Below are 25,552 nucleotides of genomic sequence, written 5' to 3' on the forward strand. Positions count from 1 at the left end.
GAGGTCGTCATGAAGAAGCTTCCTGTGCTGCTGGCCCTTGCGGCAGGGCTCGCGCTCGCCGCCTGCGACAACAGCGTGCCGCCGACCAAGGCGCCCGCCGTCGACCAGAACCCGCAGGTCGACAAGAACCCGGTGCCGAAATCGACCACCGGCGGTGATCAGCCAGGCACGCCGCCCAAGCAATAGGGACAAGGCAGGTCCGGCCGAAATTGCCGTTGGGCTGAAACGAAGAAGGCCGGCGCTGCTTGGGAGGAAGCCGGAGCGCCGGCCAAGCGGGAAAATCAGGCCCGCCGCACAGTCCAAGATAGCTGAGTCTTTCCGTCACGTCATGGTGCGATCACGGTAGCCGGCTATACGGCACCAGACAAATCACCGGAAAATTGCGAAGCAACCGGCTGCTGCATCGTCAGGCACTCCAACCACGAATGGCGGCAGTTTCGGCGCGGCTCTACGAAGACGGCGTCTCAGTCGTAGAGATGAGCTGCCTCATCGAAAGGACATCAAACCCGGGATATTACTTCCGTGAAGTTTCGATCGATGCCGACGGCTGGATATTGGACACAAGGGGCATCGAGACAGCGTGATGGCGTGGCCGAACTGCCTCGGTGTTTGGTTTGGGAGGTGGTCAAAGGGGCCAATTACGCTATAGCAAGGCAGGTTCGTTGAATGAGCGTCTGCCTATGCCCATTCCAGCGTTCCCGCCACACATGCCGAACGACTGCTGAGCGCCTGATGTCGGTCATTCATAATGCGAAATTTGCTCGCCGACGTACGCGGAAATCAGCCGCGTCTGTGCGGCAATCAAGACCGCGCCATCAGCCGCACGCCAGGGCGCTTCTTTGCCTACATTCAAGATTTATAAAAGGTAAAACAAAAAGAAAATATTTGCAGGCCGAATGCTTGAGGTCAAAAGAGTGTGTATAATCGTACAATAGATTAGACTCTGCTAAATTTCACGAATATTACGATTTTCCTGTGTCGCGGTCTTAACAGCCGATCACAGCTATGTTACCGGTCTTGCTGCGGGGGTAGTGCGGCGACAATCGCGGCAATCCCAAAGATCGGCGGAGAGCTTCATGGTGTCGAGCACTAGGCTTGACATTGTCGGTTTTGTGCGCGCCTACACGGGGCGTACTAGACCTTACCTAAGAGTTGATTGGCCGGTCCAGTATCTATCGCCTCTTCCGCTGTTTCGACGGCCGGCGACGTTGATCCAACTACCGCAAAAGCGCAGCTTTGTTGATCGAGCGCGCCGGCCTCAGGCGTCACTAATCGGAGCACTTCGCGGGTTTGGCCTGAGTAGCGAGGCCGTGAAGATACCTGTGGCGACACTTTCTAAGCTACAACGTGATACGCTTTCGGCAATCACCAACGGTGGCACGGCGAATTTTTGGGCCGGGTATATCTATGTAAAATCTGCCATCGACTGCGCCGCCATAGGGCCTGGCAAGAACCAGGCCCCCGGGTGACGAAATCCATGCAGAGATTTCGCAATTTGCTGGGTCTGGTGATCAGTTTGGCGTTGCTGCTTGGCCTGGCCGTTTGGTTCGTTGGAGGATTTGCTCGACTGTCCAGGTCGATCTTGCCCGGGGTGCCCACGTCCGCATCTCGCAGCATGGAATTGCGTGAGTTCGTTTTTAGATACGATGCCGCTTCGCAGCGCGACAGCCAATCCGGGAAAATTGCCGAGTGGAAGCTGGCGATACCGAAAGCCTTCCTGTGGGCAGAGGTCGGCTCTGATAGTTCCATAGCGGGTCGCCCTGGCGAGAATTCACTTCACGGTGCACACCTCTATGCTCTGTTGGATACAGTCGAAGGAAAATTCTCCCCTGCGACCCTCGCCGATCCCGCTGCCAACCGCGCGGACAGGTTTTTCATAGAGCTTACCAATGCGCGGACGGCAAAGGCGCTGTCGGACAGTCATCGCTGCCTGCGAAACGACGAAGTAGATGACCTGCTAAATGCCGGGCCCGCACTAAGGAGCCCTCCCTGCGATCCCGACAAGCGCACTGTAAGGTGCGAATCGCGTCTGAGCTACAAGGGTTGGTCTATTCGCCTAAGTGTTCCAAAAAAATACTACGCCCAGCAGCAAGAAGTGTACTGCGAGCCAGTACTAAAATTTCTGATTGAGCACACAGTTGCCATTGACGAGATAGATGGTCCATAGAAGGGAGATTTAATATGTCGGAAATACGTGTCGCGCCAAATGGCGAAGCAGGTCTGACTGACGGCGAGGTCGCTGTACTCTCAAGTCTCGTGGATGCTCACAATCGTGGGGGTTTCTACATGGCATATAATGCCATGTTCGACAGTAGCGAAGCCTCTCTGCAGTCGCGGATCGCGACATTTTCCGGTCCAGTCGGTGGCGTGGCCTTTGCGGCTAATAGAATCCTCCAGGTAGTGTTTGGTCCGGGGACCAACGCGGATCCAGAGTATACGGGTATATATCATCTGTCGCAAAAGGTCGCCGAATCGGCCCTGGCTGCCATCCGAAGCGATTTGCTATCGCCAAGCAATACAGATGGTAGCGCGGACGGATATATAAATGACGGTTCTTTTTTTGACAGTGCTACTGCTGCTTGGCACGGACTGGACACCTATTTCCCGGGCAATTTGTTGCTTGAGAGCTCAGCGACCATTGCGGCAAACGTCGCAGAATTTGCGGGCTCCTACCTTGCGGCAATTGCGGGCGGAGCGACTGTGGATGAGGCCCTACAAGCCTCGTTCAGTTCGCTTTCCTCACCCGGGATTGTTGCATCGTTGCTGGCGACGCTTGTTTACTCAAATTTCGGAAAGACGGCGTCAGCGCTAACAGCCGAGGGATACACCGAAATCTCGGGACCGAACGGCCACTCATTGCTTATCAACGGTGACGGCATCGTCGGTGCCGTGATCGGCGTGGATACCAATGATGCGCTGGTTGTTGGCGCTGCAACCGCCATGGAGACCGCCATTGCAGCAGGAGGAAGCATTTTCGCGCTGAACGCGTTGCGAGACTATCTTACTACGACGATATGGCCGACTCCGGCCGGCGACATCGATCCCGCCCATCTGAGCGAATTTTACACCGCGGGCTTCAACGGTGACGCACAGCCTTTCGGAGATCCAACGATCCAGGCCGGGATGCCAGTTTGGCGGGCTTCGCCAACCGAAGGAGCAGATATTATCTCTGGGACTGACTCATTTTTAACAATCGGCGGCAACGACACGATCAATGGCCTTGGCGGCAACGATCTCATTTTCGGTTATGGCGGCGAGGACACGATCGATGGCGGGGCCGGCAACGACATCATCTGGGGCCAGGCTGGCGACGATGTGCTCCACGGCGGAGAGGGCGATGACCTACTGCGCGGCGGCCCCGGCAACAACCAGTTGTTCGGCGATGCAGGAAACGACGTTCTCTACGGCGGATCGGGCACGGATGCTTTCGATGGCGGCGATGGTTGGGATGCTGTGAGTTATGAGGCCTCCAAGCAGGGCGTCGACATCGACCTTTCGCTTGAGATCCAGCGCGGTGGCGATGCTGAAGGAGACACGTTCGTTGGGATCGAAGAGATTCGCGGCTCAAGCTTCAACGATACTCTGAACGGCGACAGATACCTAAACAAGCTGGTCGGCGGGGCCGGTAATGACATCCTGATATCGGCCCCTGTCCGCGCTAATCTAAATTTCGACGGCTCGATAATTTACGACCCAGAGCACAGCAATCCTGATGTGCTCAATCGCTTCTTTGGCGGGCAGGACATTTTGGATGGCGGAACCGGCTTCGACAGTTATATTTTAAACCCGCCGACCGAGTACTACATCGTGCTTGGCAATCCCGGACAAACGTTCATTCAACCGTCGCCGTTGCCTAACACAGCCATCGTTTACGACGAAGACGGACTTGGCCGGCTTGTCTACAATGATCACAACCTCACCGGAGTAGGGCAGGAATTCAGGGCGGATTGGCGGCAGTCATCGAAGTTGGCGGTCTCCGCGGAGATGGTTGGCAGCGATCTGCATATCTACCTCCCTATTTCGACATTGTTCGACTATGGCGATCCCGAAGTTTTTCATCATATGTCGTTGGACGAATGGCCGTATTCGCCTTTCTACGGCAGAGAGGTCCCGCCGGAATTCGCGGGTGTCGGCCCAGGGACAATCGCCATTAAGAACTATCGTGATGGCGACTTGGGATTCTATTTCGATGGCGGGCTCGTGGCGCGTGCGGATGATCCGGGTGAGGGACTGCAGAACTTCCGCACCAATTTCGCGATGTCCATGGCGTCCAGCTTTGGGGAAAGCGATCCCTATGGCAAAGCCTACGACAATCTGGACGGCACAGCGGACTTCAACGCAAATCTCGACGACGTGACCTTCACCTTCGACGGGCGTGACCTGTGGGTCGTTATCGATGGGTCGGAGGCGGACCCGGTCCATATCCGCGGTGCTTTCGATGGCGGCGACTATGTTCGTCTGGGCGCCACCACGCTGACCGACCTCAACTTCCTGGATGGAACGGTCTCTATCGCGGACCTCGCGACCATAGTCGCATCGGACCGGGCCGCTACAGTCGGAACGTCGGGGAATGACGTGCTGACCGGCCATGATGGCCAGGCCGACTTTTTCTATGGGGGGCTGGGATCCGACACATATGTGATCACTGCCAATTCCGGCTCCGACACCATCCAGCGCGATGGCGACACGCAAGCCCAGTCCGACACGATCCACTTCGACTATGCTTCGGACAGGGTCTTCCAAAGAAACAACGAGCAGCGCGATCTATGGCTCCGCGACCAGCGGGTCGAGTTCATCAATGAGATGACGGACGGCCTCGGCAATACACATCTCTATCTGTCCGAGCAGCAGCTGACAGTGAAGGACCGCAGGTGGGATCCTGTTCGGGAGACATCTATCTACGACCTCACACAGAAATACGGCTACTCCTTCACGGACACCACCGAGACGTTCACCGACGTCCAGCGGCTTTGGGTCGCCGACATTCCATACCTCTTGTCTGAGGTCACGATCCAGCGCACGCCGGGTAGCTACGACAACCTGACCATCACGCATGGCGACTACACCTTCACCGTTCAGGATCATTTCCTTGAAATGAACGACGACATGCGGCCGACGCATGACTTCAAAGACCTGTTCGTATTCGCGGATCGTGAAGTTCTGACACGCGAAATGATCGCCAAACTGGCGCCGCTGGTCATGGACGCGGATCATCCGTTCGCCCACGGGACCAGCTACTCTGAAACGATCATAGGCTCGACTGCGAAAGATTGGATCACCGCCGGCCCCGGCGACGATGTGATTACTGGAGGTCTAGGGGATGATCATCTGGAAGGTGATAGTTTACCGATGGGAGAAAACCCCCGTGAAGGCAGCGACACCTACGTCTATAATTCCGGGGACGGAAACGACATCATCGTCGACCGAGATATCGAAGGCTCCGGCGTCGACAAGCTGGTGCTGGCGGACCTGAACGCTGGGGATGTCGCACTCGCGAAGATAAGCCTCAATGTGGACGATGAGAATTGGGCCCCCCTGGAGGACCGCCTCAATCTGGTGATTGTCGACAAGGCTACCGGCGAGCGCATTGAGATCCTCAACCAGTTCGCCGGAAATGAAAGCGGTATCGAGCTCATTCAGTTCGCCGACAACACCGTTTTCGATCGCGCTGACATCTTGCAGATTATCGCCAACGGATATCCGGGCTATAACTTTGCGCCCATGACCGTCGCGGACGACCTCTACAACTGGTCCGGAGATGTCTTGACGGTGACCGACGCAGAGCTCTTGGCAAACGACGTCGACGTTGAAGGCAGCACGCTGATGGTTGTCTCGGTCCAGGATGCCATCGGTGGTGCCGTCTCTCTGAACGATGGCGTCGTAAGTTTCGTGCGCGATTCGGATTACTACGGCCAAGGTTCGTTCAGCTACACGGTAAGCGACGGCGAGAAGCAAACGACGCAGCACGAAGTGTTCGAGATTTTCTCGAACGATCCACCCCGGCCAGGTGACACGATCGGTACTGCTGATAACGACACTCTCAGCGGAACCCAGGACGGAGACAGAATCTACGGCCTGGCCGGGAACGATCACATAGTCGCGCTGGGCGGTGGCGATACCCTACATGGAGGGTCAGGGAATGATATTCTCGAAGGGGGCGCGGGCCGTGATTTCCTTGACGGCGGGCCTGGCTCCGACTGGGCAGTTTACGATGCATCTTCGGAAGGTGTGGCCGTCGACCTTGCTGCGGGCACACGGCTCGTTGTCAGTGAAATGACGCCTGAACAGATTGAGGCGCATTTCGGAAACCAACCCCCACCGCCGTGGGTCTCTGTTTTCATGGAAAGTAGCGAACTGACACCAGACCAAATCAGCTCCCATGAACTCTTCGGCCTGGGCCATGGCGGTGACGCAGATTGGGATGAGCTTACCTCAATCGAGAATCTAGGCGGATCGGCATTTAACGATACCTTGATTGGCGGCGCAGGTGACAACGTGCTTCGCGGTAATGATGGTAACGATACGCTCGATGGCCGTCACGGTGCCGATGTTCTCGAAGGAGGCGAGGGTAACGACAGCTATGTCTGGAACCTGGGCGACGGCAACGACGTCATCACGGACAACGGCAACACGCAGGACTCTGACGTGCTGCAGCTTGGCGCCGGCATCTCGTCGGCAAGTGTCGAGTTCTCGCGAGCCGGCAACAATCTGGTGGTCACCTTCACTGGCGGCGAACACATCTCGATCACCAACCAGTTCGCGGGTGCGGGCATCGAATCGATAGCTTTCGACGGGGGTCCGACCCTGGCGCGGGCCGATTTTGAAGGATTGGCCGGATCCCAGCTGTGGGCCGCGAATGATGATCGGTTCTGGACGGCTGCCAACACCCCCGTCGTCGTCGATGTCACCGCCAATGACACGATTCCCGATGGCGCCAATTTCAACGCCTTTGTTTGGACGCAGGCGCAGCACGGTAACGTCTACTGGAACGGCTCAGGCTATACTTATGAACCTGACGAAGGCTTCACCGGGGTGGACTGGTTCTACTACGGGCTCGCAGACGCCGACAATGACAATCAGACGATGGGCGATGGCGCCGTTGCGATGGTGCACGTCGGCCAAAGCTATGATCCCGACAATCATACGGGTGTGACCGAAGGCGTCGGCACCGGCACCAGCAATGGCAACTACTTCGGTGGATCCAGCTTCAATGACACGGTAAACTTTACGGGCGGCAATCAGGCCTATGCCGATGGCAAGGGTGGTGACGACATCATTGTCTTCAACGGTAACGTCTCGGACTACGAGATCCAGGGGCAAGGCGACCATTTCGTCATCCACAACACTGCCACCGACGACGCCGTCCAGTTCACCAACATGGAGTACATTTCCTTCAACGGTACGACGGCGATCTCGCTCGCCGACATCGTCGCCAACTCCAACCACAATCCCGGCGATGTTTGGTACGAGCCGGAGCCCATTGGCGGTCTGGTGTAACCACGAACCTCCCTTGAAAGGCCGAACCGCAAGCTTTGCGATCCGGCCCTTCCTCTCCCACTTCGGAGCTTCGCTATATGACTAAGCCCGGTGCGACCGCCCTGTTTTCGCGGAGCATTTTCGAGATCGGTTTGTTCTCTTTCGTCATCAATGCGCTGCTTCTGGTCATGCCGTTGTTCATGCTGCAGGTCTATGACCGGGTCCTGCCGGCTGCGAGCGTCGACACACTGATCTATCTCTCGATCATCGCCGTGCTTGCGCTGGCCTTCCTGTGCCTCTTCGAGATCATCCGTGCCGTCTACTCGCAGCGCGTCGCTGCCGGCATCGACAAGCGGCTGGCATCGCGCGCGTTCAAGGCCTCGCTTTACGGGCCGCGCGCCGACGCTGGCGACATCCAGCCGCTGCGCGACCTTGCCACCGTGCGCGCCTTCATCGGCTCACGCGGCCTCATGACCTTGTTCGACCTGCCTTTCGCGCCGCTGTTCCTTGTCCTGCTCGGCTTCATCCATCCCGCCCTGTTCTGGCTCACGCTCGGCGGGGCCGTCATCATGATCATCCTAGTGGTGCTCAACCAGATGGCCAATGGCCAGAGCTCCGCGGCCGCGTCGGAGCAGGCGGCGCGCGCCAACCTTGCTGCGCAGGCTTTCGCCCGGAACGCCGACACGCTGAAGGCCATGGGCATGAGCGGCAATGCGACCGAAGTCTGGGGCAGAAGCTTTGGCGGATCGCTCAATCTTCAGGATCGCTCCTCGGCGGTGAACGCGATCTTCAGCGGCATTTCACGCTCGACGCGGATGCTGCTGCAACTGGCCACCTTGGCCGTCGGCGCCTCGCTGGTTCTCGCAGGTGAGGCCACAGCAGGAATGATCTTTGCCACCTCGATTATTTCGGGCCGGGCGTTGCAGCCGCTCGACCAGCTCATTGCCGGCTGGCGGCAGACGGTCGACGCACGACGCGCTTGGCAGCGCTTGAGAAAATCGCTTCCGGAAATAGCCGACGCCCGGCAGAAGCTGCAGCTTCCCGATCCGACCGGCCGGCTTTCGGTTCGCGATCTCGTCTACACGCCGCCCGGATCGGCGCCCGGAACCGAGCCGATCATCAAGCGCCTGAACTTCGAAATCGGCGCCGGCGAGGCGATCGCCATCGTCGGTCCTAGCCGAGCGGGGAAATCGACTCTGGCGCGGTTGCTGGTCGGCGCCATCCAGCCAAGCAGCGGCACAGTGCAATTGGATGGCGCCGACCTCAAGACCTGGAACGAGGGCCAGCTAGGGCGCAGCATCGGCTATCTGGCGCAGGATGTGCAGTTGCTGCCGGGGACTATAGCCGAAAACATCTCCCGTTTCGAACCGGCGGCAAGCGACGAGGCCATCGTCGAGGCCGCGCAACATGCCCATGCGCACGATCTCATCCTGTCGCAGCGCGAAGGTTATCAGACACAGATAGGCTCGGCGGGCGTCGCGCTGTCCGGCGGCGAGCGCCAGCGCATCGGGCTGGCGCGAGCATTCTTCGCAAGGCCGAACGTGCTGGTCCTTGACGAGCCCAACGCCAATCTCGACAGAGAAGGCGAGGTGGCCCTCGATCGCGCCATCCGGCAGGCGCGCGCGGATAGCACGACCGTGATCATCATCACGCACCGCATGTCAATCGCGGCGGCATGCGACCGCGTCTTGAAGCTTCGCAATGGCGCTATCGAAATCTTTGGTCCGAGCGCGGACATTCTCGCTCCTATTAAGGGTGCGGAACCGCCCAGTGCCGCCACATCGGCGCCGATACTAGCGCCGCAGGTACAATTGGCCTCGTTCAGCACCGGCAGCCAGGGTTCCGGCCGCTGGGGGCGGTCACTCAAGGCGGAGCAGGCTGGACCATGAGCGCCACAGGTTGGGAGCATTCGGTTCGCTCGAGCACGCGCTGGGTCGCGCTAGGCGGCTACGGCGCGATCGCGCTGCTGGTCGGCTGCTTCGGCTATTGGGCCGCGACCGCTCCGATCTCCGGCGCTGCCATCGCCCATGGGACGATCGCGGCGGCGGGCCGCAATATCCGTATCCAGCATCTCGAAGGCGGTATCATTAAGGAAATCCGCATTGCCGAAGGCGATCGGGTGCGGGCTGGGCAAGAGTTGATTGTCCTCGACTCAACCACCGCCAGGACGCGGGTCAACAGGCTGAAGAAACAGTTCGTATCGCTCTCCGCGACAGCGCAGCGTCTTGCAGCAGAGAGAGATGGGCTGGAGACCCTGCATTTCGACGCGATTGTCGAGACCGGCGCGGGCGATGCGGAACTCGCTCACCTCATTGACGAGCAGAAGAAGGAATTTGAGGCCCGCCTTGCCCGGTTTCGGTCAGAGCAGGACATTCTGCACCAGCGCGGCGCAACGCTTACTGAATCGCTCGCGGGCCTGACCGCGCAGATGCAGGCCATCGATAACCAGCTTTTGATCGTGGCGGACGAGCTCAAGCGCAAGAAGACTCTGGTCGAGCAAGGCCTGACCAACCACTTCGAATACACGCAGATCCAGCGCAACCAGGCCGACCTGACCGGCCAGGCAGGAGCGATCGCTTCCGAACTCGCCTCGACGCGAAGCCAGATCGTCGAGGCGAACGAGCAGATCGAACGCGGCAAGAGCCAGCGGGTCGAACAGGCCGTCAGCCAACTGTCCGAAACGCGAACATCGCTGGCCGACGTCGAGGAGCAGTCGCTCGCGGCCGAGGCTATCCTGAGCCGGACAGTAGTGAGGGCTCCCGCCGACGGCGTTGTCGTCTCAAATGTCTACAATTCGCCTGGCAGCGTTATCTCGCCGGGAGAAAAACTGATGGAGATCTTGCCGACAAGTTCGCAGGTCATCGTCGAGGCGCAGCTCAGTCCGCGCGACATAGATGTCGTCCATGTTGGGCAAAGCGCAAGGTTGCGCCTCTCGGCGCTCAACGCCAGGCTTACGCCGGAGATTGCAGCGACTGTTGCCGAGGTGTCCGCCGACAAGCTGGTCGACGAAACCACCCACCAGCCCTATTACCGCGCCAAGCTGCGTATCGCCGAAAACCTTCCGGCCAACGTGACCGCCGAGCAGCTTTACCCCGGGATGCCGGTCGAGACCTTTATCAGTACCGGTAACCGCACATTCGCTGAATATCTCATGCGGCCGATCCTGGACTCTTTCCAGCGGGCATTCGTGGAAGAGTGACCCTCACGCCAGCGCCGCGCGCCCCTGCTGTCCGCCGGCGATCTCGAGGTCGAGCTGGCGCTGCGTCAACGCCGCCTCGGCCATGATCCACTGTTTGAACAGCTCCACCTTGCGTGCGCCGAGCACCTTGAGGGGGCTGACGAAATACCAGCCCGCCGTGTTGGGGTGGTGGACCGCGAAGGGGGCCACCAGCCGTTCGGCGCGGATGTCGCTTGCCATATAGGCGCGGTTGGCGACGGCAAAGCCCATGCCCGCATTGGCCGCTTCGTACGACATCATGCAGGAATCGAAATAGACGCTTCTGGTCTCGCCAAGCACGAAGCTCGCGCCGGCAAAGCCCAGCCATGACTGCCAGTTCTGGGTGCAGGTGTCGGAGTGCAGCAGCGTGAAGTAGCGCAGATCTTCCGGCGTCACCTTCGACAGCGGCTTGTCGCCCAGCACGTCGTGGAAGAGCTTGCGGCTGCATACCGGCGTCAAATCCTCCCTGAACAGCAGCTCCGAGGTCAGGCCGGGGAAATTGCCGTCGCCATAGCGGATCTCGAGATCGTATTCCGAGGTCGAGAATTCATGCGTGGCGTAGGAAGTCGACACCCGCATCTCGATGTCGGGAAAATGCCGCTGGAAGGACGACATCCGCGGAAACAGCCAGCGCGCGGCGAAGGTCGGCAGCACGCAGATCCGAAGCACATGCGCCTGCGACTGGCCGGTAGCCTCCATGCTGGCCGCCACGATCCGCTCCAGCGCTTCGCGCACGCGCGCCACATAGGTCTCGCCCTCCGGCGTCAGCGACACCGCATTGCCGCCGCGCTCGAATATCTTGAAGCGCAGCTGGTCCTCCAGGCTCTTCACCCGCTGGCTGACGGCGGAAGCGGTGATAAACTGCTCTTCGCCGGCGCGCGTGAAATTCCTGTGCCTCGCAGCGCTCTCCACGATTTTCAGCGAGTTGAGGTTGACCTGACTGAGCAGACGCACGGGGGTTTCGACCTTAAGCTGGGCTTACGCTACCACCAGCATTCCTAAATTTACAGGGGTAGGCGTTTAAATGACTGTTAACCAAGTGTTGCCCCCATCTTGGAGAAAGTAGAATGAACGCCCATACAATTCCCGAACTGCGCTGCGCAATGAGCCGCGAGGCCATCATTGGCCATGAGACGGCCTGGAAAGTGTCGGGCTTCGGCGTCGCCCAGTATCGTCATGGCTACGACCCCGCTCTGCTTGCCGCCATCGAGGAAGCCGCCCTGAAGCTGAAAGCCAGCCATGCCGTGCACAAGCATCTCGACCTCACCTTTATCACCGGCGCCGACCGCTATATTCCGGAGATCAAGGAGCTTTTGCACAACAAGCTGCGCCTGGAAAAGCTGTCCGACATGATGGGAACCAAGCTTGAGCCGTATCCGCTGTCGATCGTCGGCTCGACCGTCACCTTCATGAACCCGAAGGACGGCGCGGTCGAATGGCATTGCGATGGCGTTCCGGTGACGGAGCTCATTCCGCTGTCGATCAGCGATCCTCTCATCGGCGGTCATCTTGAAATCTATTGCGACGATGCCGAGACCGGCCGCTCGATCCTGGAAACCGGCCGCGACCTGCCGCGCAACAAGATCATGCGCATCGACCACAAGATGAACTACGCCACGCTCGGCCAGTTCCTCGGCGTGCTCCACCGCACCGCACCGATCCAGCTCGGCGAGCGCGTCACCCTGGTGCTCAACCAGCGTTCGGCGACCAAGCCCTATGTCGACGACAACCGCATGTTCTACCTCGCCGCCGACAACGACCAAGACCGTGCCTGGGTGAACGAACTGGCCGAGGATGTCTGGACCAACCAGCTGCCCGCCTATCGCCGCCATGCCGAGGAGCATCCCGTGCCGCAGCCGACGGCGGAGACGGTCCCGGGCGGGGCAAGGGAGTCGTGGTAATGAGCCATGATCCGGTCGAGCCGCCTTCAGTGCCGCTGAGCCTCGTGCCGGAAAGTCAAAGCCGCTCCAGCGTCGCCCCCGGGGCGGCGCTGGTCTTCGCCCTCGGCGCCGTGGCGCTGTGGGCTACCAACGCCCTGGTCGGCAAGACGCTGCTTGCCAGCTATCCCGTGTCGCAAGTGCAGTTCCTGCAATTTTGCGGCGCGGCCCTGGTCTTTGCGCTGATCCGGCTCTTCCCTTCTCCCCTTGCGGGGTCCGAAGGACGGGGCGAGACCCGTGGCTCGCCCCCGGGCAGTGGCCGAGCGAAGCTCGGTCGGATGAGGGGTGCTGGACGGATCGCCGACGCCGGAGTTTCTTCCAGCACCCCTCATCCGTCTCGGCGCTTCGCGCCGATCCACCTTCTCCCACAAGGGGAGAAGGGGACCGCCGCGCTTGCCGCCTACGCCGTCGGCTTCCTGGGCCTGGTCGGCACGATGGTGCTGCAATATATCGGCTTCGCCTCGATGCCTGTTATCGAGGCGAACCTCGTTGCCTATACCTGGCCGCTGATGACTGCGGCTGTGGTTATCCTGCTTGGCCGGCCGCGGCGTCCGCTGCTGCTCGGGCTGGCCGCGGCGCTCGGCTTCGTCGGCGTCGCGCTGGTGATCTCCGGCGGCCGCGCGCAGACCTGGTTCGAAGGCAGCCTCGTCGGCTACCTCGCCGCTTTCGGCTCGGCGCTCTGCATGGCCTTTTACTCGCTCACCGTAGGCCGCCTTGCCGTGTCGCCGGAACGTCTGCTTTTGCCCTCGGCGCTCATCGGCGTCGCGCTCACCTTTGCCTGGTGCCTGCATGACGGCGTCGTGCGCTCGACCGGCGCGCACCTTCTGCTCGGCCTCTATCTCGGCGCCGGCCCGATGGGGCTCGGCTACTATTTCTGGTCGCGCGCGGCAAAGCTCGATCACGGCGGCAGGATAGCGGTCGTCGCCTATCTGACGCCGATCGCTTCCACGTTTCTGCTGACCCTGTCGGGCGAAAGCTTGTCGACGACGGCGGTTGCCGGCGCCGTCCTCGTCATTGGCAGCTGCCTTGCGGTCGGCATCGAAGGTACGGAGACCCGGGACGATGTCCAAAATGCTCGTTGACGAGGACGAACGCCGCGCCAGACAAGAGGCGCACTGGCTGGTCAGGGAATTTGGCGCGGAAGCGCCGCTCTATGCGGCCATGAAGGCGGAAAAGGCTATCGAGCAGAAGGATTTCGGCCGCTGCGCGCGCTGGAAGCGCGTGCTGGAAATCCTGGCGGACAAGCCACCGGTGGATATCAGCCGCGGCGTCGCCGTCAAATGAGCGATTTGCCACGGCGCCGCCGAATCGCGCATGGTCGACTATCCGGCCGGCGGATTATCGTTGCCGCATCGGAACTTGGCCTGAACTTCGATTGTTCAGCAACCTCCACGGTAAATCGAAGTGCTATAGCGACTTTTACGCGTCCAGGCGGACCGCCTGTGCTATAAAGTGTTTGTTGTAGCTATTAGAATTCCTAACTTGCGCGTTTCCAGATCGCGTAGAAACATCACCCTGTATTGAGTCTGGTAGCTTTACTGACACCGGACGGTCCGTTGGGGGACAGGTCCAATTCGATACACCGACGAAAGTCTTAAAAAAAGAGCTGGCGATTTGAGGACCAGCAGAAGGTGAAAAAATTGTCCAACATCGACGACAAGACTGCAATCGAGCTGACCGCCGACATTGTCTCGGCCTATGTCGGCAACAACCCGCTTCCCGCCTCCGGCCTGCCTGATCTGATCGCCAGCGTCAGCGCCTCGGTGCGCAAGCTCGCCGGCGGCAGCGTTGTCAAGGAGGCGGTGGCGCTGACGCCCGCCGTGAACCCGAAGCGGTCGGTTTTTCCCGACTACATCGTCTGCTTGGAGGATGGAAAGAAGTTCAAGTCGTTGAAGCGCCACCTTGCGACCGACCATGGTCTGACGCCGGATGAATACCGCGCCAAATGGGGCCTGCCCGCCGACTATCCGATGGTGGCGCCGAGCTATTCGGCCACCCGCTCGGCGCTGGCCAAGTCTTCCGGCCTCGGCCGCAAGCCGGCCGCCGGCGACGCCGGCAAGGGCAAGCGCAAGGCCAAAGCCTGAGGCATGCTGCCCGCAACGGATGATGTCGCGCCATGGCCGTGGCGCGACCATCTGGCTGCCCTCGGCGCATTGCGCCGTGGGGTAGCCGCCCAGTCTTCGGTGGACGCGGCCGATGCCGTGAAGGCGAGGCGCATCCTGTTTTCGCGGGGCTGGCCCTCCGGCGACCTGCTTGCGGCGCTCCACGCGCTCGACCGGTTCGAGCGCGCTATCGTCGAATGCGACGATCCGCCGGCCATCGAGACGCGCAGGCTGAACTGCCTCGCCGTTCTGGACCGCCTACAGCAAGCAGTCAGCCGCGCGAGTTGTTAGAGCAATTCCAGGAAAGTACGTAGCGGTTGGGCTCGGCGCCTCGCCGTGGCCTTCCGTCCGGAGTTGCGTCAAAACAACGAGATAGAGCGGTTCACGGTGAAATGCTCTAGCCGCGGGCCTGAGGCGGCCCGACCGGCCGGGCGCGTTCGGGACCCTGTTCGCTCGCAAGGTTCTCCGCTTCAACCGCCGTCATTTCAAGAAGATAGACAAGCATCTGGTAGCGCGTGCGCGAAAGCATCCTCGCCAGCCTACGCGCGATCTCGGCGACATATCTCAGCGTGCGCAGATCGTTGTCTGCTTCGCCCATCGCGAACTCCTGAAATAGCCAAGTTACTTGGCCGATCTTTTTGTGCCAAGTTATCGTTGGCGCCCACTCACGACTCACGGCGCATCCACAAGATCGCAGATTTGCGATAAAAACTGGAATCAATTTTTGGTAAGCATCACGCCTGACCTCGAAGATTTTGCTGTCCTTTTTTGGCGGTATCGTCTCTTCTCGTGCTAATATTGAACCAAAGACGAACTTGCGGTTGTCTTGCTATGCCGGGTTGATCTTCCGCGGCGGAATTTTGATCGTCGCGGGCCAGCGGGGGCGGGCAGCGCCGCTCAGCCTGCGAAAGTGGAACAGAAGGCCGGCGGATTGTCGTTGCCGATCATGGCGCAGCCGCGCTTGATCTCGTCGATCATCATGCCGCACGCGTTCTGGCCGTTGCAGGGCGGGTTGGTCGCCGGCGACACCTGGACGCATTGCGAGACATATTGGTCCGATTTCGCCTTGCAGGCGGATTGCGATAGCAGCGATCAACGCCAACCTGTGATGTGGCAAGCAAAGTGTGACGGGAGGACGGGCAGAGGGGGGAGGCGCTGTCCCGCCGGGCTTTCAGTCAGATTTGTTTACCGGCATAAATTTGGATCAGCAGGTGTTCTGTCGTGCGCCCCTCTGGCCTGCCCGTCCTCTGCAACAGCCGCGCTGCGGCCGCGGCGGGTGGACCGGCCATTTCCCCATCGAGAGGGGAGTTCGGCTGTGCCAGCGCCCCGCTCGCGGGTTCGGCGAGGAGAGCAACTGCAGCCGTCTCGTCCTCGAACAGAACCACCTGCGTCGCCAGCGCGGTTGTCGTGGCGACCTGGAAGAAGATGAAGGCGAGGGCGAGATAGCGGATCACGGGCTGCAAAACGCTCCGGCAGGCAACTGGTTCCCGTCCATCGGGCTTTTTGGCGGATGGCCCGCGGTCGCAGGCGTCGAGCCCATCCAAGGTCTGGCTCTTGCGAAGCGCCGACGTCCCGTGCAAAAGCCCGCTTATGCTTATCATCAACGATCTTACGCTGCGCATGGCAGGGCGGCTGCTTCTCGATCATGCTTCGCTGACCTTGCCGGCCGGCACCAAGGCCGGTCTTGTCGGCCGCAACGGTACCGGCAAGACGACTCTGTTCAAGGCGATCACCGGCGATTTTCCGTCCGAGACCGGCTCGGTCAGCCTGCCGAAAAACACCCGCATCGGCCAGGTGGCGCAGGAAGCGCCCGGCACCGAGGAACCGCTGATCGAGATCGTGCTGAAGGCCGATGTCGAGCGCCAGGCTTTGCTCGAAGAGGAAAAGACCGCCACCGATGCGCACCGCATCGCCGAGATCCACATCCGGCTGGCCGACATCGACGCCCATTCGGCCGAATCCCGTGCCGCCACCATCCTGGCCGGCCTCGGCTTCGACGATGCCGCGCAGAGGCGGCCGGCCTCGTCCTTCTCCGGCGGCTGGCGCATGCGCGTGGCTTTGGCCGCCGTGCTGTTCTCCGAGCCCGACCTTCTGCTGCTCGACGAGCCGACCAACTATCTCGACCTCGAAGGCACGCTCTGGCTGGAGAACTATGTCTCCAAATATCCGCACACGGTTTTGCTGATCTCGCACGACCGCGACCTGCTCAACCGCGCCGTCAACTCGATCGTCCATCTCGACCAGAAGAAGCTGACCTTCTGGCGCGGTGGCTACGACCAGTTCGAGCGCCAGCTCACCGAGCAGCGCGAGCTGCAGGAAAAGAGCCGCGTCAAGCAGGAAGCGCAGCGCAAGCACATGGAATCCTTCGTCGAGCGTTTTCGCGCCAAGGCCTCCAAGGCAAGGCAGGCGCAGTCGCGTCTGAAGGCGCTGGAGAAGCTGAAGCCGATCGCCGCGGTGATGAACGACACCGTGCGGCCGTTTTCCTTCCCCGAGCCGGTGAAGACGGTGGCCTCGCCGATCGTGGCGCTGAATGCCGTCAATGTCGGCTACACCGAGGGCAGCCCGGTGCTGAAGAAGATGACGCTGCGCATCGATGCCGACGACCGCATCGCGCTGCTCGGCGCCAACGGAAACGGCAAGTCGACCTTCGCCAAGCTGCTCGCCGGCCGGCTCAAGGCCGAGACCGGCTCGATGACGGTTGCGCCGGGGCTGAAGGTGGCGATCTTCGCTCAGCACCAGCTCGACGATTTGCGCCCCGAGGAAAGCGCCTATGAGCATGTGCGCCGGCTGATGCCGGATGCGCCGGAAGCCAAGGTACGCGCCCGCGTCGCCCAGTTCGGCCTGTCGACCGAGAAAATGAACACCGCCGCGAAAGATCTGTCCGGCGGCGAGAAGGCGCGCCTTCTGATGGGCCTGTCCGCTTTCGAGGGACCGAACCTCTTCATCCTCGACGAACCGACCAACCACCTCGACATCGACAGTCGTGAATCGCTCATCCATGCGCTGAACGATTTCCCTGGCGCGGTGATCCTGATCTCGCACGACCGGCATCTCTTGGAAGCGACGGCCGACCGGCTGTGGCTGGTCAAGGACGGCGCGGTCAATCCCTATGACGGCGACCTCGAGGACTATAAGACGCTGGTGACCGGCGTATCCTCCAACCGCCGCGAGCAGAAGGAAGCCGACAAGGCGTCCAAGGCCGACCGCCGCCGCGAGGCCGCCCAGCGCCGCGCCGCGCTCGAACCTTTAGCCAAGGAGATCCGCGCCACCGAGGCGCTGATGGACCGTATCCGCAAGCGAATGGACCTCATCGAGGACGAGCTCGCCAACCCCGCGATTTACGAGAAGGACCCCTCGACCGCGACACGGCTGGCCAAGGAGCGCTCGCAGCTGGCGCACACGCTGGCGCTCAACGAGGACAAATGGCTGACCATGTCGGCGGAGTATGAGGAAGGGATCGCCGAGTAGCGCGGCTCACCTTCTCCCACAAGGGGAGAAGGGGAAGCCACATCTGGCCCTACACCTCTCCGGCAAAACCCGCTACACACCCCGCATGAACCAGCACGCCAAGCTCCGGATCGGCCATTCGGCCTGTCCGCATGACTGCCCTTCCACCTGCGCGCTCGAGGTCGAGCTGCTCGACAACAACCGCATCGGCCGCGTCCATGGCGCCAAGGCGAACAGCTATACGGCGGGCGTCGTCTGCGCCAAGGTTGCGCGCTATGCCGATCGCGTGCACCATCCCGACCGGCTGACGAAGCCGCTGGTTCGCGCTGGCGCCAAGGGCGAGGGGGCTTGGAAGGAAGCAAGCTGGGAGGCAGCCCTCGACCTCGTTGCGGAAAAATTCATCGCCGCCGAGGCGAAATACGGCTCGGAGACGGTTTGGCCCTATTTCTATGCCGGCACGATGGGGTTGGTGCAGCGCGACGGCATCGAGCGGCTGCGGCACGCGAAAAAATATTCAGGCTTCTTCGGCTCGATCTGCACCAATCTCGCCTGGACCGGCTGGATGATGGGGGCGGGCGCGCTGCGCGGCCCCGATCCACGCGAGATGGCGAAGGCCGATTGCGTGGTGATCTGGGGCACCAATGCGGTGGTCACGCAGGTCAACGTCATGACCCATGCGACCAGGGCACGCAAGGAACGCGGCGCCAAGATCGTCGTCATCGACATCTATGACAACGCCACGATGAAGCAGGCCGATCTCGGCCTTGTGCTAAAGCCCGGCACCGACGGCGCGCTCGCCTGCGCGGTCATGCATGTGCTGTTCCGCGATGGGCTTGCCGACCGCGCCTATCTCGAAAAATACACCGACGACCCGCGCGGGCTGGAAGAACATCTGCGCACCCGCACGCCCGAATGGGCTGCCGCCATCACGGGCTTGGGCGTCGCGGAGATCGAGGCTTTCGCGCAACTCGTCGGCACCACGAAGAAGACCTACTTCCGCCTCGGCTATGGTTTTGCGCGTCAGCGCAACGGCTCGGTCAACATGCATGCCGCCTCCTGCATCGCCGCCGTCACCGGCGCCTGGCAATATGAGGGCGGCGGCGCTTTCCATTCCAATTCGGGCATCTTCAAGCTGAACCAGGATGTGCTGGAAGGCACCGCGATGCGCGACCCGAAGGTGCGCTATCTCGACCATTCGCGCATCGGCCCCGTGCTGACCGGCGCGGCGGACGCGCTTTACGGCGGCCCGCCGGTGACGGCGATGCTGATCCAGAACACCAATCCGGCCAATGTCGCGCCGGAGCAGCGGCTGGTGAAACAGGGTTTTCTGCGCGAAGACCTGTTCACCTGCGTACACGAGCAGTTCATGACCGATACGGCCAAGCTCGCCGACGTCGTGTTGCCCGCGACGATGTTTCTGGAGCATGACGACATCTACAAGGGCGGCGGCAACCAGCACATCACGCTCGGCCCCAAGCTGATCGAGCCGCCGGAAGGGCCGCGCACCAACCACTATGTCAACGAGGAGCTCGGCAAGCGCCTGGGTGTCGGCGACCGTCCAGGCTTCGGCCTGACCGAACGCGAGCATATCGACATCATCCTCGGCAAGCGCGGGATCGGCAGCTTCGATAGTTTGAAGGAACAGAAGTGGGTCGACCTGCAGCCCGACTTCGACGACGCGCATTTCATCAACGGCTTCGGCCATGCCGACAAGAAATTCCACTTCCGGCCCAACTGGACCGGGCAGGCGGCACCCAACCGGCCGCCGAAAAGCATGGGCCTGTTCGGGCCGGTCGGGCGGCTGCCGGAATTTCCCGACCATGTCGAGTTGATCGAGGCCGCGGACGAGGAGCACCCGTTCCGGCTGGCGACCTCGCCGGCGCGCAATTTCCTCAATTCGAGTTTCGCCGAAACACCGGTGTCGAAGGCCAAGGAAGGAAGACCCGAACTGCTCATCCACCGCCAGGATGCCGCGGCTCTCGGCATCGAGGATGGCGGCCGCGTCGAAGTCGGCAACCGGCGCGGCGACGTGGTGCTGCACGCGAGGGTCTTCGACGGCGTGAAGCGCGGCGTGGTGATAGCGGAAGGCATCTGGCCAAACAGCGCGCATGAACGCGGCGAAGGCATCAACGTGCTGACCGGCGCCGACGCACCGGCGCCCTATGGCGGCGCCGCCGTCCACGACAATAAGGTGTGGCTCAGGGCGCTCTAAGCAATTCTAGGAAAAGTGCGTAGCGGTTGGGCTCCGCAGCTTCGCCGTAGCCTTCCGTCCGGAATTGCGCAAGACAAACGACTACTTCGCGGCCTGCGCGTCCAGCGCCTTGACCTCTTCGGCGGCCGCCTTGCGCGCCGCGGTGTCGACGCCGGAAGCGCCCTTGTCTTTGGCGTAGGCGATCAGCGCGGTGCGCGTGTCCTCGTCGCATCCGTCCGAGCCCACGCCGTCGACGCCGGCTTTTTTGGCTGCGGCGAGCACGGAATCGCAGGCGTCCGGCGCGAAGGCGAACTGGCCCATGATGGCGCCGAGCGTCAGCGGGTCCTGCAGGCGCGGATCGTCACGGATTGCCTGCAGGGTGGCGCTACCTACCGCCCGTGATTTCCGGTCCTGCGCGATCTGGGTCAGGTCGAAGATGAACTCGAACTCCGGCTTGTCGACGCCCTGAGGCTTCGACACCAGGATGTCGAGCGCATAGCGGGTGACTTCCTCGGGCGTGACGACCGATCGGATGGCCCTTGCCTGATGGTAGTTGCGCACCAGCACCCAGCGCGAGGGGAGGTCGCCATAGCGGGCGAGCATGCCGAGTTGCTTGATGGCGGCAAGCTTCTGCTTGTCCGTCTTGGCCGCCTGCGCCTGGGCGAACACCTTGTCGCGGACGCGATCGAGCATCTCGCCCGCGAGCAGGCCCGCAGCCGAGGCCGCCTGCTGCGTTCCGGCTACGGCCTGCGAATTGGGCGCATCGGTAAGCGGACCCTTCGCATCGACCCATGCGGCGAGCGCCTTGCGCGCGTCCGGGCCGAAATAGCCCTTCGGCTCGCCGGCATAAAAACCTTCGCCCTTCAGCGTCGTCTCGATCGCGGCGCGGATCTCGTCGGGCAGCGCCTTGCCGATGCTGACCAGGTTCTCCTCGTCGAGCCCGGCCGGCGCCTCGCGGAACGCATCCATCACCGCGGCCGCGACCGCCGCCGTTCCGGCGTTTGAGGCCGGTCCGGAAAAGAGCCCGCTCAGTTCCATGCCGGCGTCGTTGCCGAACACGCCGACGCCCATCCGGCCGATGCCGTTGTTGTAAAGCGCGATGCGGTCGGTGATGCCTTCGCGCAGCGTCATCAGATGGTCGAAACTGTCGAAGGTGAAGGCGTTGGCGAGTTTGCTCTTTGCCTTGAGTGAGCCGAGGCGCGCGGCCTCTCGCCACGCATGCAGGCGCTCGCGCGGGTTTTTGTCGATGCCGAGACCATCGTCATAGGCGTCGCCCAGCAGCAGCATCGCCTCGACGCTGCCGAGATTGGCGGCGTTGATCAGCATCGCGGTCGCCTTCTGGTCGTCCTGCGGATAGGCCACGCCTTTGCGCAACAGCTTGGCCTGCAGCAGATAGGCCTGCGCCTCCTTCTTGGCTTCGCCTTCGCCGATCAGGGCTTTCAATTGGTCGTCGCTCAGCCCGTCGTCGCGGCGCGATGGCCGGTAGCTGGTCGAATCCAGGTTGGCATATTGCGTCGAGGCGTAGAGCCAGAGCGCGTCGCTGTCGCCCGCGTCCGCCAGCGGCTTCAACGTGGCGCGCGCCAAATCCTCGTTTTTGAACTGCTGATCGTCCGAGAGCTGCAGTCGCGCCAGCGCCAAAGCCGCGCCGGGCTCGCCGGCCTCGGCGCCGTCGCTCAGGCGCTCGACAAGCTGGTCCGGATTGTCGATCCGGACGCCGTCATAGTCGGGAAGCAGCTTCGCAAGTTTGATGCCGGCGTCGAGGTCCCAGGGGGCGCTGAGCAGCCGGATCGCCTCGCGCGGCTGCCTGCCGACGAACTTGCCGTCCAGGAGCAGGCCGGCGAGCATCGGCCCGGCGCCGGCGGCAGTCGTGGTGGCGGCGCGCAGCATGGCGATGGCGCGCTTGCCGTCCACCGGGCCGCCTTCGCCTTTGGCCAGCATGTCGGCCAGCATCGGTATGGCATACCGATCGTTGGCGACGCGCGCTTCCAGAAGCTGCCTGGCCTTGGCCGCGTCCTGCTGCGTCCCGCGGCCCAGCCGCAGTGCCTTGATATAGGCAAGCACGGATGGTTCCGGGCCATCGGTCCCGGCCTTGGAATCCGCGTCCACGGCTTGAAAAGCCTTTTGCTGCTCCTCGCTGGCAAAACCGTCATTTTCCAGCGTCGTCCGCGCAATCAGCAGCGGCATGGCGGCGCGGAACCGGCTGTCCCATTCGCCGGGCGATTGGCCCTGGGCCGGCGCGTCGATGACGCGTTGCGCGGTCTCGACTACCTTGTGCGCGTCGCGGCGCAGCAGCGGCCCATCAATATACTGACGGAGCAGCGTCTCAAGCGCCGTGAGATGACCGGCAGCACCAGCCTTCTGCAAGGCATCGAGCGCCATGCCGCGCGTGACCGGTGGCGGGCCGGCGTCGGTGCTGTCGTGCCGATGCACCGAATAGAACTCGTAGAGGAGGTAATTCGCCTCGGGACTGCCGCCGTCGGCGAGCAGCTTGATCTGCGGGACCAGCCAGCCCAGCCCCGGCTGGTTGAGCGCCACCTGGACCCGCAGCCATTCAAGCGTCAGCCGCTTTTCCTGCGGCGCGCCGAGCATCGCCGCCTGGCATTTGTCGGCCAGGACCTTGAGCTTGCTGAGATCGAAATCCTGCGGGAAGAGCTCGCTATACTGGACCGGCGGCGCCTTGGCTTCGGGATCGAGCGGTACTGAGGCGCCCCTGTCGCAGACGCTGATCGCCTCGGCGAGCGCGGCCTTCTTCGCCGCATCGAGCGCAGCCTTCTTGGCCGCATCGTCGGGTTTGTCGGAGGATGCCTGGCCCGCGAAGGCCCCGTCGGCAAGCGGCGTCAAGGCGAGGCAGGAAAGAACCAGGGCATGCACTGGCCGCAGCATCGGCGTCCCCCTCGGACAGGTCCGGGCGCAGCCGGACACACAGGCGCTAAATTAGCACATCGCACGAGTGATGATGAGTGTGGCGCTTCACATTCGCGCGGCTTTGCCTGGCGACTGCGCCACGCCTTGCGACCTGGCCCAAGCACCTGAGGTCGCGCCCGCCAGCTCCGGCGTTTATTGAGGCACCGGTTTCCAGTGGCATGGGAGGATGTCGTGGCCAAGGTCTCGCTTCTGGGCATTCCGCATGACGAGAACTCGTCCTATCTGCGCGGGCCGGCCGAGGCGCCGCCGCTGATCCGGCGCGAGCTTGCCAGCGATGCTTACACGTCATGGTCGGAAACCGGCTTCGATCTCACCGACCGCTTCGTCGACTACGGCGATATCGATTTCACGCAACCCGGCGACCCGTGGGAACGGATCGAAAATGAGGTCGGCCGCGCGCTCGATGCCGGCCACCCGCTGATCTCGCTCGGCGGCGACCACGCGATCTCCTGGCCGGTGCTGCGCGCGGTACGCCGCCGCCATTCGAGCCTGACGATCGTCCATATCGACGCGCATCCGGACATCTATCATTCCTATGACGACAACCCGCGCTCGCATACTTCGCCGTTTGCCCGCATCATGGAGGAGAAGCTCGCCGACCGGCTGATCCAGATCGGCCTGCGCACCGTCAACGATCACCATCGCGACCAGTTCAAACGCTTCGGCGTCGAAGTGGTGGAGATGCGGCATTTCAAGGAAGGCTTGCAACTCGACCTCAAGACGCCCGTCCATCTCTCGATGGACCTCGACGCTCTCGATCCGGCCTTCGCTCCCGGTATTTCCCACCGTGAACCGGGCGGCTTCACCACGCGCCAGGCGATAGGCCTGATCCAGGGAATAGATCAGCCAATCGTCGCCGCCGACGTCGTCGAATACAATCCTCGCCAGGACCTCTCTCGCATGCCGCCGGCGACCGCTCGATGTTCGTGCGCGGCGCCATCGCGGCCGCACTTTGGGTCGCCGGACGGCCGTCCGGCGAATACGACATGCGCGATGTGCTCGGTTTCGGCGCCTCGTGACCGGGAACCAGGCCAGGTTCCATCTTCACGCCGCTAAAATGGCTGAAAGCCAGCTGAAAGCTTGGCCGTGCCATGACAGTTTTGTGGCGTTCGCCACGTGGCTGGCCTGGGAGGGCCGGCAGGAGGAAATGCGGCTCAGCCCGGATGGCGGCCGCCAAGGTGGAGGAAGTTACGTGACCGGTTTCATCTCTAAGTGCGCCCTGGGTTCGGCGCTGCTGACGCTTGCCACGCTTGCCGCGGGCGCAACGACAGCGTCGGCTGCCGACAAGATCTCGATCATGGTGGGCGGCTACGAAAAACAGATCTACCTGCCCGCCAAGCTCGCCGAGGCGCTGGGTTATTTCAAGGATGAGGGCCTCGACGTCGAGTTGCTCAACGAGCCGGCCGGCGTCGACGCCGAAAACGAGATGCTGGCGGGTGCCGTACAGGGCGTGGTCGGCTTCTACGACCACTGCATCGACCTCCAGGCCAAGGGCAAGTTCGTCGAATCGGTCGTTCAGTTCAGCCAGGCCCCCGGCGAAGTCGAACTGGTCTCCTCCAAGCATCCCGAGATCAAGTCGCCGGCGGACTTCAAGGGCATGAGCCTCGGCGTCACGGGTCTCGGCTCCTCAACCAACTTCCTGACCGAGTATCTGGCGGTCAAGAACGGCCTCAAGCTCGGCGAGTTCACCTCGGTGCCGGTCGGCGCGGGCAATACCTTCATCGCCGCCATGCAGCAGGACAAGATTCAGGCCGGCATGACGACCGAGCCTACGATCACGCGGCTGCTCAAGACCGGCGAGGCCAAGGTCTTGATCGACATGCGCACGATCGAAGGCACCAAGACGGCTCTCGGCGGCACCTATCCGGCCGCCTCGCTCTATATGCAGACCGAATGGGTCGAGGCGCACAAGGATACGACGCAGAAGCTCGCCAATGCCTTCGTCAAGACGCTGCAGTTCATCAAAACGCATAGCGGTGCCGAGATCGCCGACAAGATGCCGAAGGATTACTATGTCGGCGACAAGGAAGGCTATGTGAAGGCCCTCGATGCCGGCAAGGCGATGTTCACCGCCGACGGCGTGATGCCTCAGGGCGGCCCCGAAACGGTGCTCACCGTGCTGTCGGCCTTCAAGAAAGAACTGCAGGGCAAGCAGATCGACCTTTCGAAGACCTACACCACCGAATTCGTCAAGAACGCGAAGTAGTGGACAAGGCTGGCGCGGGGTTTGTCCCGCGCCAGCATTCGCTCTGTCTCT

Annotated in this window: 19 protein-coding genes; 14 read left to right on the top strand and 5 right to left on the bottom strand. The window is 62.0% G+C overall.

Annotated features, from left to right (window positions below; genetic code table 11):
- Window positions 1-9: 9 nt before the first annotated feature.
- From ACWGS9_RS04290 to ACWGS9_RS04310, 5 genes are all read left to right on the top strand, one after another.
- A complete protein-coding gene (locus ACWGS9_RS04290) occupies window positions 10-186 on the top strand; it encodes a hypothetical protein (protein WP_320213859.1) in 177 nt (58 codons plus the stop codon).
- Between the two features lie 1,291 nt (window positions 187-1,477).
- Window positions 1,478-2,167: a hypothetical protein gene (locus ACWGS9_RS04295; RefSeq protein ID WP_454504056.1), complete on the top strand. Its 690-nt coding sequence runs from the start codon at window positions 1,478-1,480 to the stop codon at window positions 2,165-2,167.
- A gap of 14 nt (window positions 2,168-2,181) precedes the next feature.
- A complete protein-coding gene (locus ACWGS9_RS04300; protein ID WP_454504057.1) occupies window positions 2,182-7,497 on the top strand; it encodes an Ig-like domain-containing protein in 5,316 nt (1,771 codons plus the stop codon).
- Between the two features lie 77 nt (window positions 7,498-7,574).
- A complete protein-coding gene (locus ACWGS9_RS04305) occupies window positions 7,575-9,365 on the top strand; it encodes a type I secretion system permease/ATPase (protein ID WP_454504058.1) in 1,791 nt (596 codons plus the stop codon).
- Window positions 9,362-10,675, top strand: coding sequence for an HlyD family type I secretion periplasmic adaptor subunit (locus ACWGS9_RS04310; protein ID WP_454504059.1), 1,314 nt, complete (start codon window positions 9,362-9,364; stop codon window positions 10,673-10,675). Before ACWGS9_RS04305 ends, ACWGS9_RS04310 begins: the two co-directional genes overlap by 4 nt.
- Before the next feature lie 3 nt (window positions 10,676-10,678).
- Here ACWGS9_RS04310 and ACWGS9_RS04315 read toward each other — a convergent pair whose 3' ends face one another.
- On the bottom strand, window positions 10,679-11,647 hold the full coding sequence (locus tag ACWGS9_RS04315; RefSeq protein WP_454504060.1) for a LysR substrate-binding domain-containing protein: 969 nt from the start codon (window positions 11,645-11,647) through the stop codon (window positions 10,679-10,681).
- A gap of 113 nt (window positions 11,648-11,760) precedes the next feature.
- Between ACWGS9_RS04315 and ACWGS9_RS04320 the strand changes: the two genes are divergently transcribed.
- The 5 genes from ACWGS9_RS04320 to ACWGS9_RS04340 all read left to right on the top strand — a co-directional run bounded on the left by ACWGS9_RS04320 (window position 11,761) and on the right by ACWGS9_RS04340 (window position 15,023).
- Window positions 11,761-12,594, top strand: coding sequence for a hypothetical protein (locus ACWGS9_RS04320; protein WP_454504061.1), 834 nt, complete (start codon window positions 11,761-11,763; stop codon window positions 12,592-12,594).
- Complete coding sequence (locus tag ACWGS9_RS04325; RefSeq protein ID WP_454504062.1) at window positions 12,594-13,712, top strand: DMT family transporter; 1,119 nt, start codon at window positions 12,594-12,596, stop codon at window positions 13,710-13,712. The genes ACWGS9_RS04320 and ACWGS9_RS04325 overlap by 1 nt, the downstream gene beginning before the upstream one ends.
- A complete protein-coding gene (locus tag ACWGS9_RS04330) occupies window positions 13,693-13,914 on the top strand; it encodes a hypothetical protein (protein WP_454504063.1) in 222 nt (73 codons plus the stop codon). The genes ACWGS9_RS04325 and ACWGS9_RS04330 overlap by 20 nt, the downstream gene beginning before the upstream one ends.
- Before the next feature lie 356 nt (window positions 13,915-14,270).
- Window positions 14,271-14,714: a Ros/MucR family transcriptional regulator gene (locus ACWGS9_RS04335; RefSeq protein WP_320213863.1), complete on the top strand. Its 444-nt coding sequence runs from the start codon at window positions 14,271-14,273 to the stop codon at window positions 14,712-14,714.
- A gap of 3 nt (window positions 14,715-14,717) precedes the next feature.
- Window positions 14,718-15,023, top strand: a complete 306-nt coding sequence (locus ACWGS9_RS04340; protein WP_454504064.1) for a hypothetical protein — start codon at window positions 14,718-14,720, stop codon at window positions 15,021-15,023.
- Between the two features lie 106 nt (window positions 15,024-15,129).
- Here ACWGS9_RS04340 and ACWGS9_RS04345 read toward each other — a convergent pair whose 3' ends face one another.
- From ACWGS9_RS04345 to ACWGS9_RS04355, 3 genes are all read right to left on the bottom strand, one after another.
- The gene (locus ACWGS9_RS04345) at window positions 15,130-15,330 is read right to left on the bottom strand and encodes a hypothetical protein (RefSeq protein ID WP_454504065.1); all 201 of its coding nucleotides are present in this window, start codon (window positions 15,328-15,330) and stop codon (window positions 15,130-15,132) included.
- A gap of 299 nt (window positions 15,331-15,629) precedes the next feature.
- The gene (locus ACWGS9_RS04350) at window positions 15,630-15,761 is read right to left on the bottom strand and encodes a hypothetical protein (protein WP_454504066.1); all 132 of its coding nucleotides are present in this window, start codon (window positions 15,759-15,761) and stop codon (window positions 15,630-15,632) included.
- Window positions 15,762-15,907: 146 nt separating this feature from the next.
- Window positions 15,908-16,186, bottom strand: coding sequence for a hypothetical protein (locus ACWGS9_RS04355; RefSeq protein ID WP_454504067.1), 279 nt, complete (start codon window positions 16,184-16,186; stop codon window positions 15,908-15,910).
- A 136-nt stretch (window positions 16,187-16,322) separates the two neighbouring features.
- On the opposite strand from ACWGS9_RS04355, the gene ACWGS9_RS04360 reads away from it, so the two are divergent.
- Together ACWGS9_RS04360 and ACWGS9_RS04365 are read left to right on the top strand one after the other, a co-directional pair.
- Window positions 16,323-18,200, top strand: coding sequence for an ABC-F family ATP-binding cassette domain-containing protein (locus tag ACWGS9_RS04360; RefSeq protein ID WP_454504068.1), 1,878 nt, complete (start codon window positions 16,323-16,325; stop codon window positions 18,198-18,200).
- 85 nt (window positions 18,201-18,285) lie between these two features.
- Entirely contained in the window at window positions 18,286-20,391 is a 2,106-nt protein-coding gene (locus ACWGS9_RS04365) for a molybdopterin-containing oxidoreductase family protein (protein ID WP_454504069.1), read from the top strand.
- Between the two features lie 81 nt (window positions 20,392-20,472).
- On the opposite strand, the gene ACWGS9_RS04370 is transcribed toward ACWGS9_RS04365, so the two are convergent.
- A complete protein-coding gene (locus ACWGS9_RS04370; RefSeq protein WP_454504070.1) occupies window positions 20,473-23,253 on the bottom strand; it encodes a tetratricopeptide repeat protein in 2,781 nt (926 codons plus the stop codon).
- A 213-nt stretch (window positions 23,254-23,466) separates the two neighbouring features.
- Here ACWGS9_RS04370 and ACWGS9_RS04375 point away from each other — a divergent pair, with 213 nt between their 5' ends.
- The gene (locus ACWGS9_RS04375; RefSeq protein ID WP_454504071.1) at window positions 23,467-24,351 is read left to right on the top strand and encodes an arginase family protein; all 885 of its coding nucleotides are present in this window, start codon (window positions 23,467-23,469) and stop codon (window positions 24,349-24,351) included.
- Between the two features lie 148 nt (window positions 24,352-24,499).
- Complete coding sequence (locus ACWGS9_RS04380) at window positions 24,500-25,501, top strand: ABC transporter substrate-binding protein (RefSeq protein WP_454504289.1); 1,002 nt, start codon at window positions 24,500-24,502, stop codon at window positions 25,499-25,501.
- Window positions 25,502-25,552: the final 51 nt, after the last annotated feature.

It is taken from the genome of Mesorhizobium sp. Arg314, from assembly GCF_053714275.1.

What these genes read in the sequence shown, in the direction of transcription:
- ACWGS9_RS04290 (WP_320213859.1), top strand. Translation starts at nt 10, where the DNA reads ATGAAGAAGCTTCCTGTGCTGCTGGCCCTTGCGGCAGGGCTCGCGCTC.
- ACWGS9_RS04295 (WP_454504056.1), top strand. Translation starts at nt 1,478, where the DNA reads ATGCAGAGATTTCGCAATTTGCTGGGTCTGGTGATCAGTTTGGCGTTG.
- ACWGS9_RS04300 (WP_454504057.1), top strand. Translation starts at nt 2,182, where the DNA reads ATGTCGGAAATACGTGTCGCGCCAAATGGCGAAGCAGGTCTGACTGAC.
- ACWGS9_RS04305 (WP_454504058.1), top strand. Translation starts at nt 7,575, where the DNA reads ATGACTAAGCCCGGTGCGACCGCCCTGTTTTCGCGGAGCATTTTCGAG.
- ACWGS9_RS04310 (WP_454504059.1), top strand. Translation starts at nt 9,362, where the DNA reads ATGAGCGCCACAGGTTGGGAGCATTCGGTTCGCTCGAGCACGCGCTGG.
- ACWGS9_RS04320 (WP_454504061.1), top strand. Translation starts at nt 11,761, where the DNA reads ATGAACGCCCATACAATTCCCGAACTGCGCTGCGCAATGAGCCGCGAG.
- ACWGS9_RS04325 (WP_454504062.1), top strand. Translation starts at nt 12,594, where the DNA reads ATGAGCCATGATCCGGTCGAGCCGCCTTCAGTGCCGCTGAGCCTCGTG.
- ACWGS9_RS04330 (WP_454504063.1), top strand. Translation starts at nt 13,693, where the DNA reads ATGTCCAAAATGCTCGTTGACGAGGACGAACGCCGCGCCAGACAAGAG.
- ACWGS9_RS04340 (WP_454504064.1), top strand. Translation starts at nt 14,718, where the DNA reads ATGCTGCCCGCAACGGATGATGTCGCGCCATGGCCGTGGCGCGACCAT.
- ACWGS9_RS04345 (WP_454504065.1), bottom strand. Translation starts at nt 15,330, where the DNA reads ATGGGCGAAGCAGACAACGATCTGCGCACGCTGAGATATGTCGCCGAG.
- ACWGS9_RS04360 (WP_454504068.1), top strand. Translation starts at nt 16,323, where the DNA reads ATGCTTATCATCAACGATCTTACGCTGCGCATGGCAGGGCGGCTGCTT.
- ACWGS9_RS04365 (WP_454504069.1), top strand. Translation starts at nt 18,286, where the DNA reads ATGAACCAGCACGCCAAGCTCCGGATCGGCCATTCGGCCTGTCCGCAT.
- ACWGS9_RS04370 (WP_454504070.1), bottom strand. Translation starts at nt 23,253, where the DNA reads ATGCTGCGGCCAGTGCATGCCCTGGTTCTTTCCTGCCTCGCCTTGACG.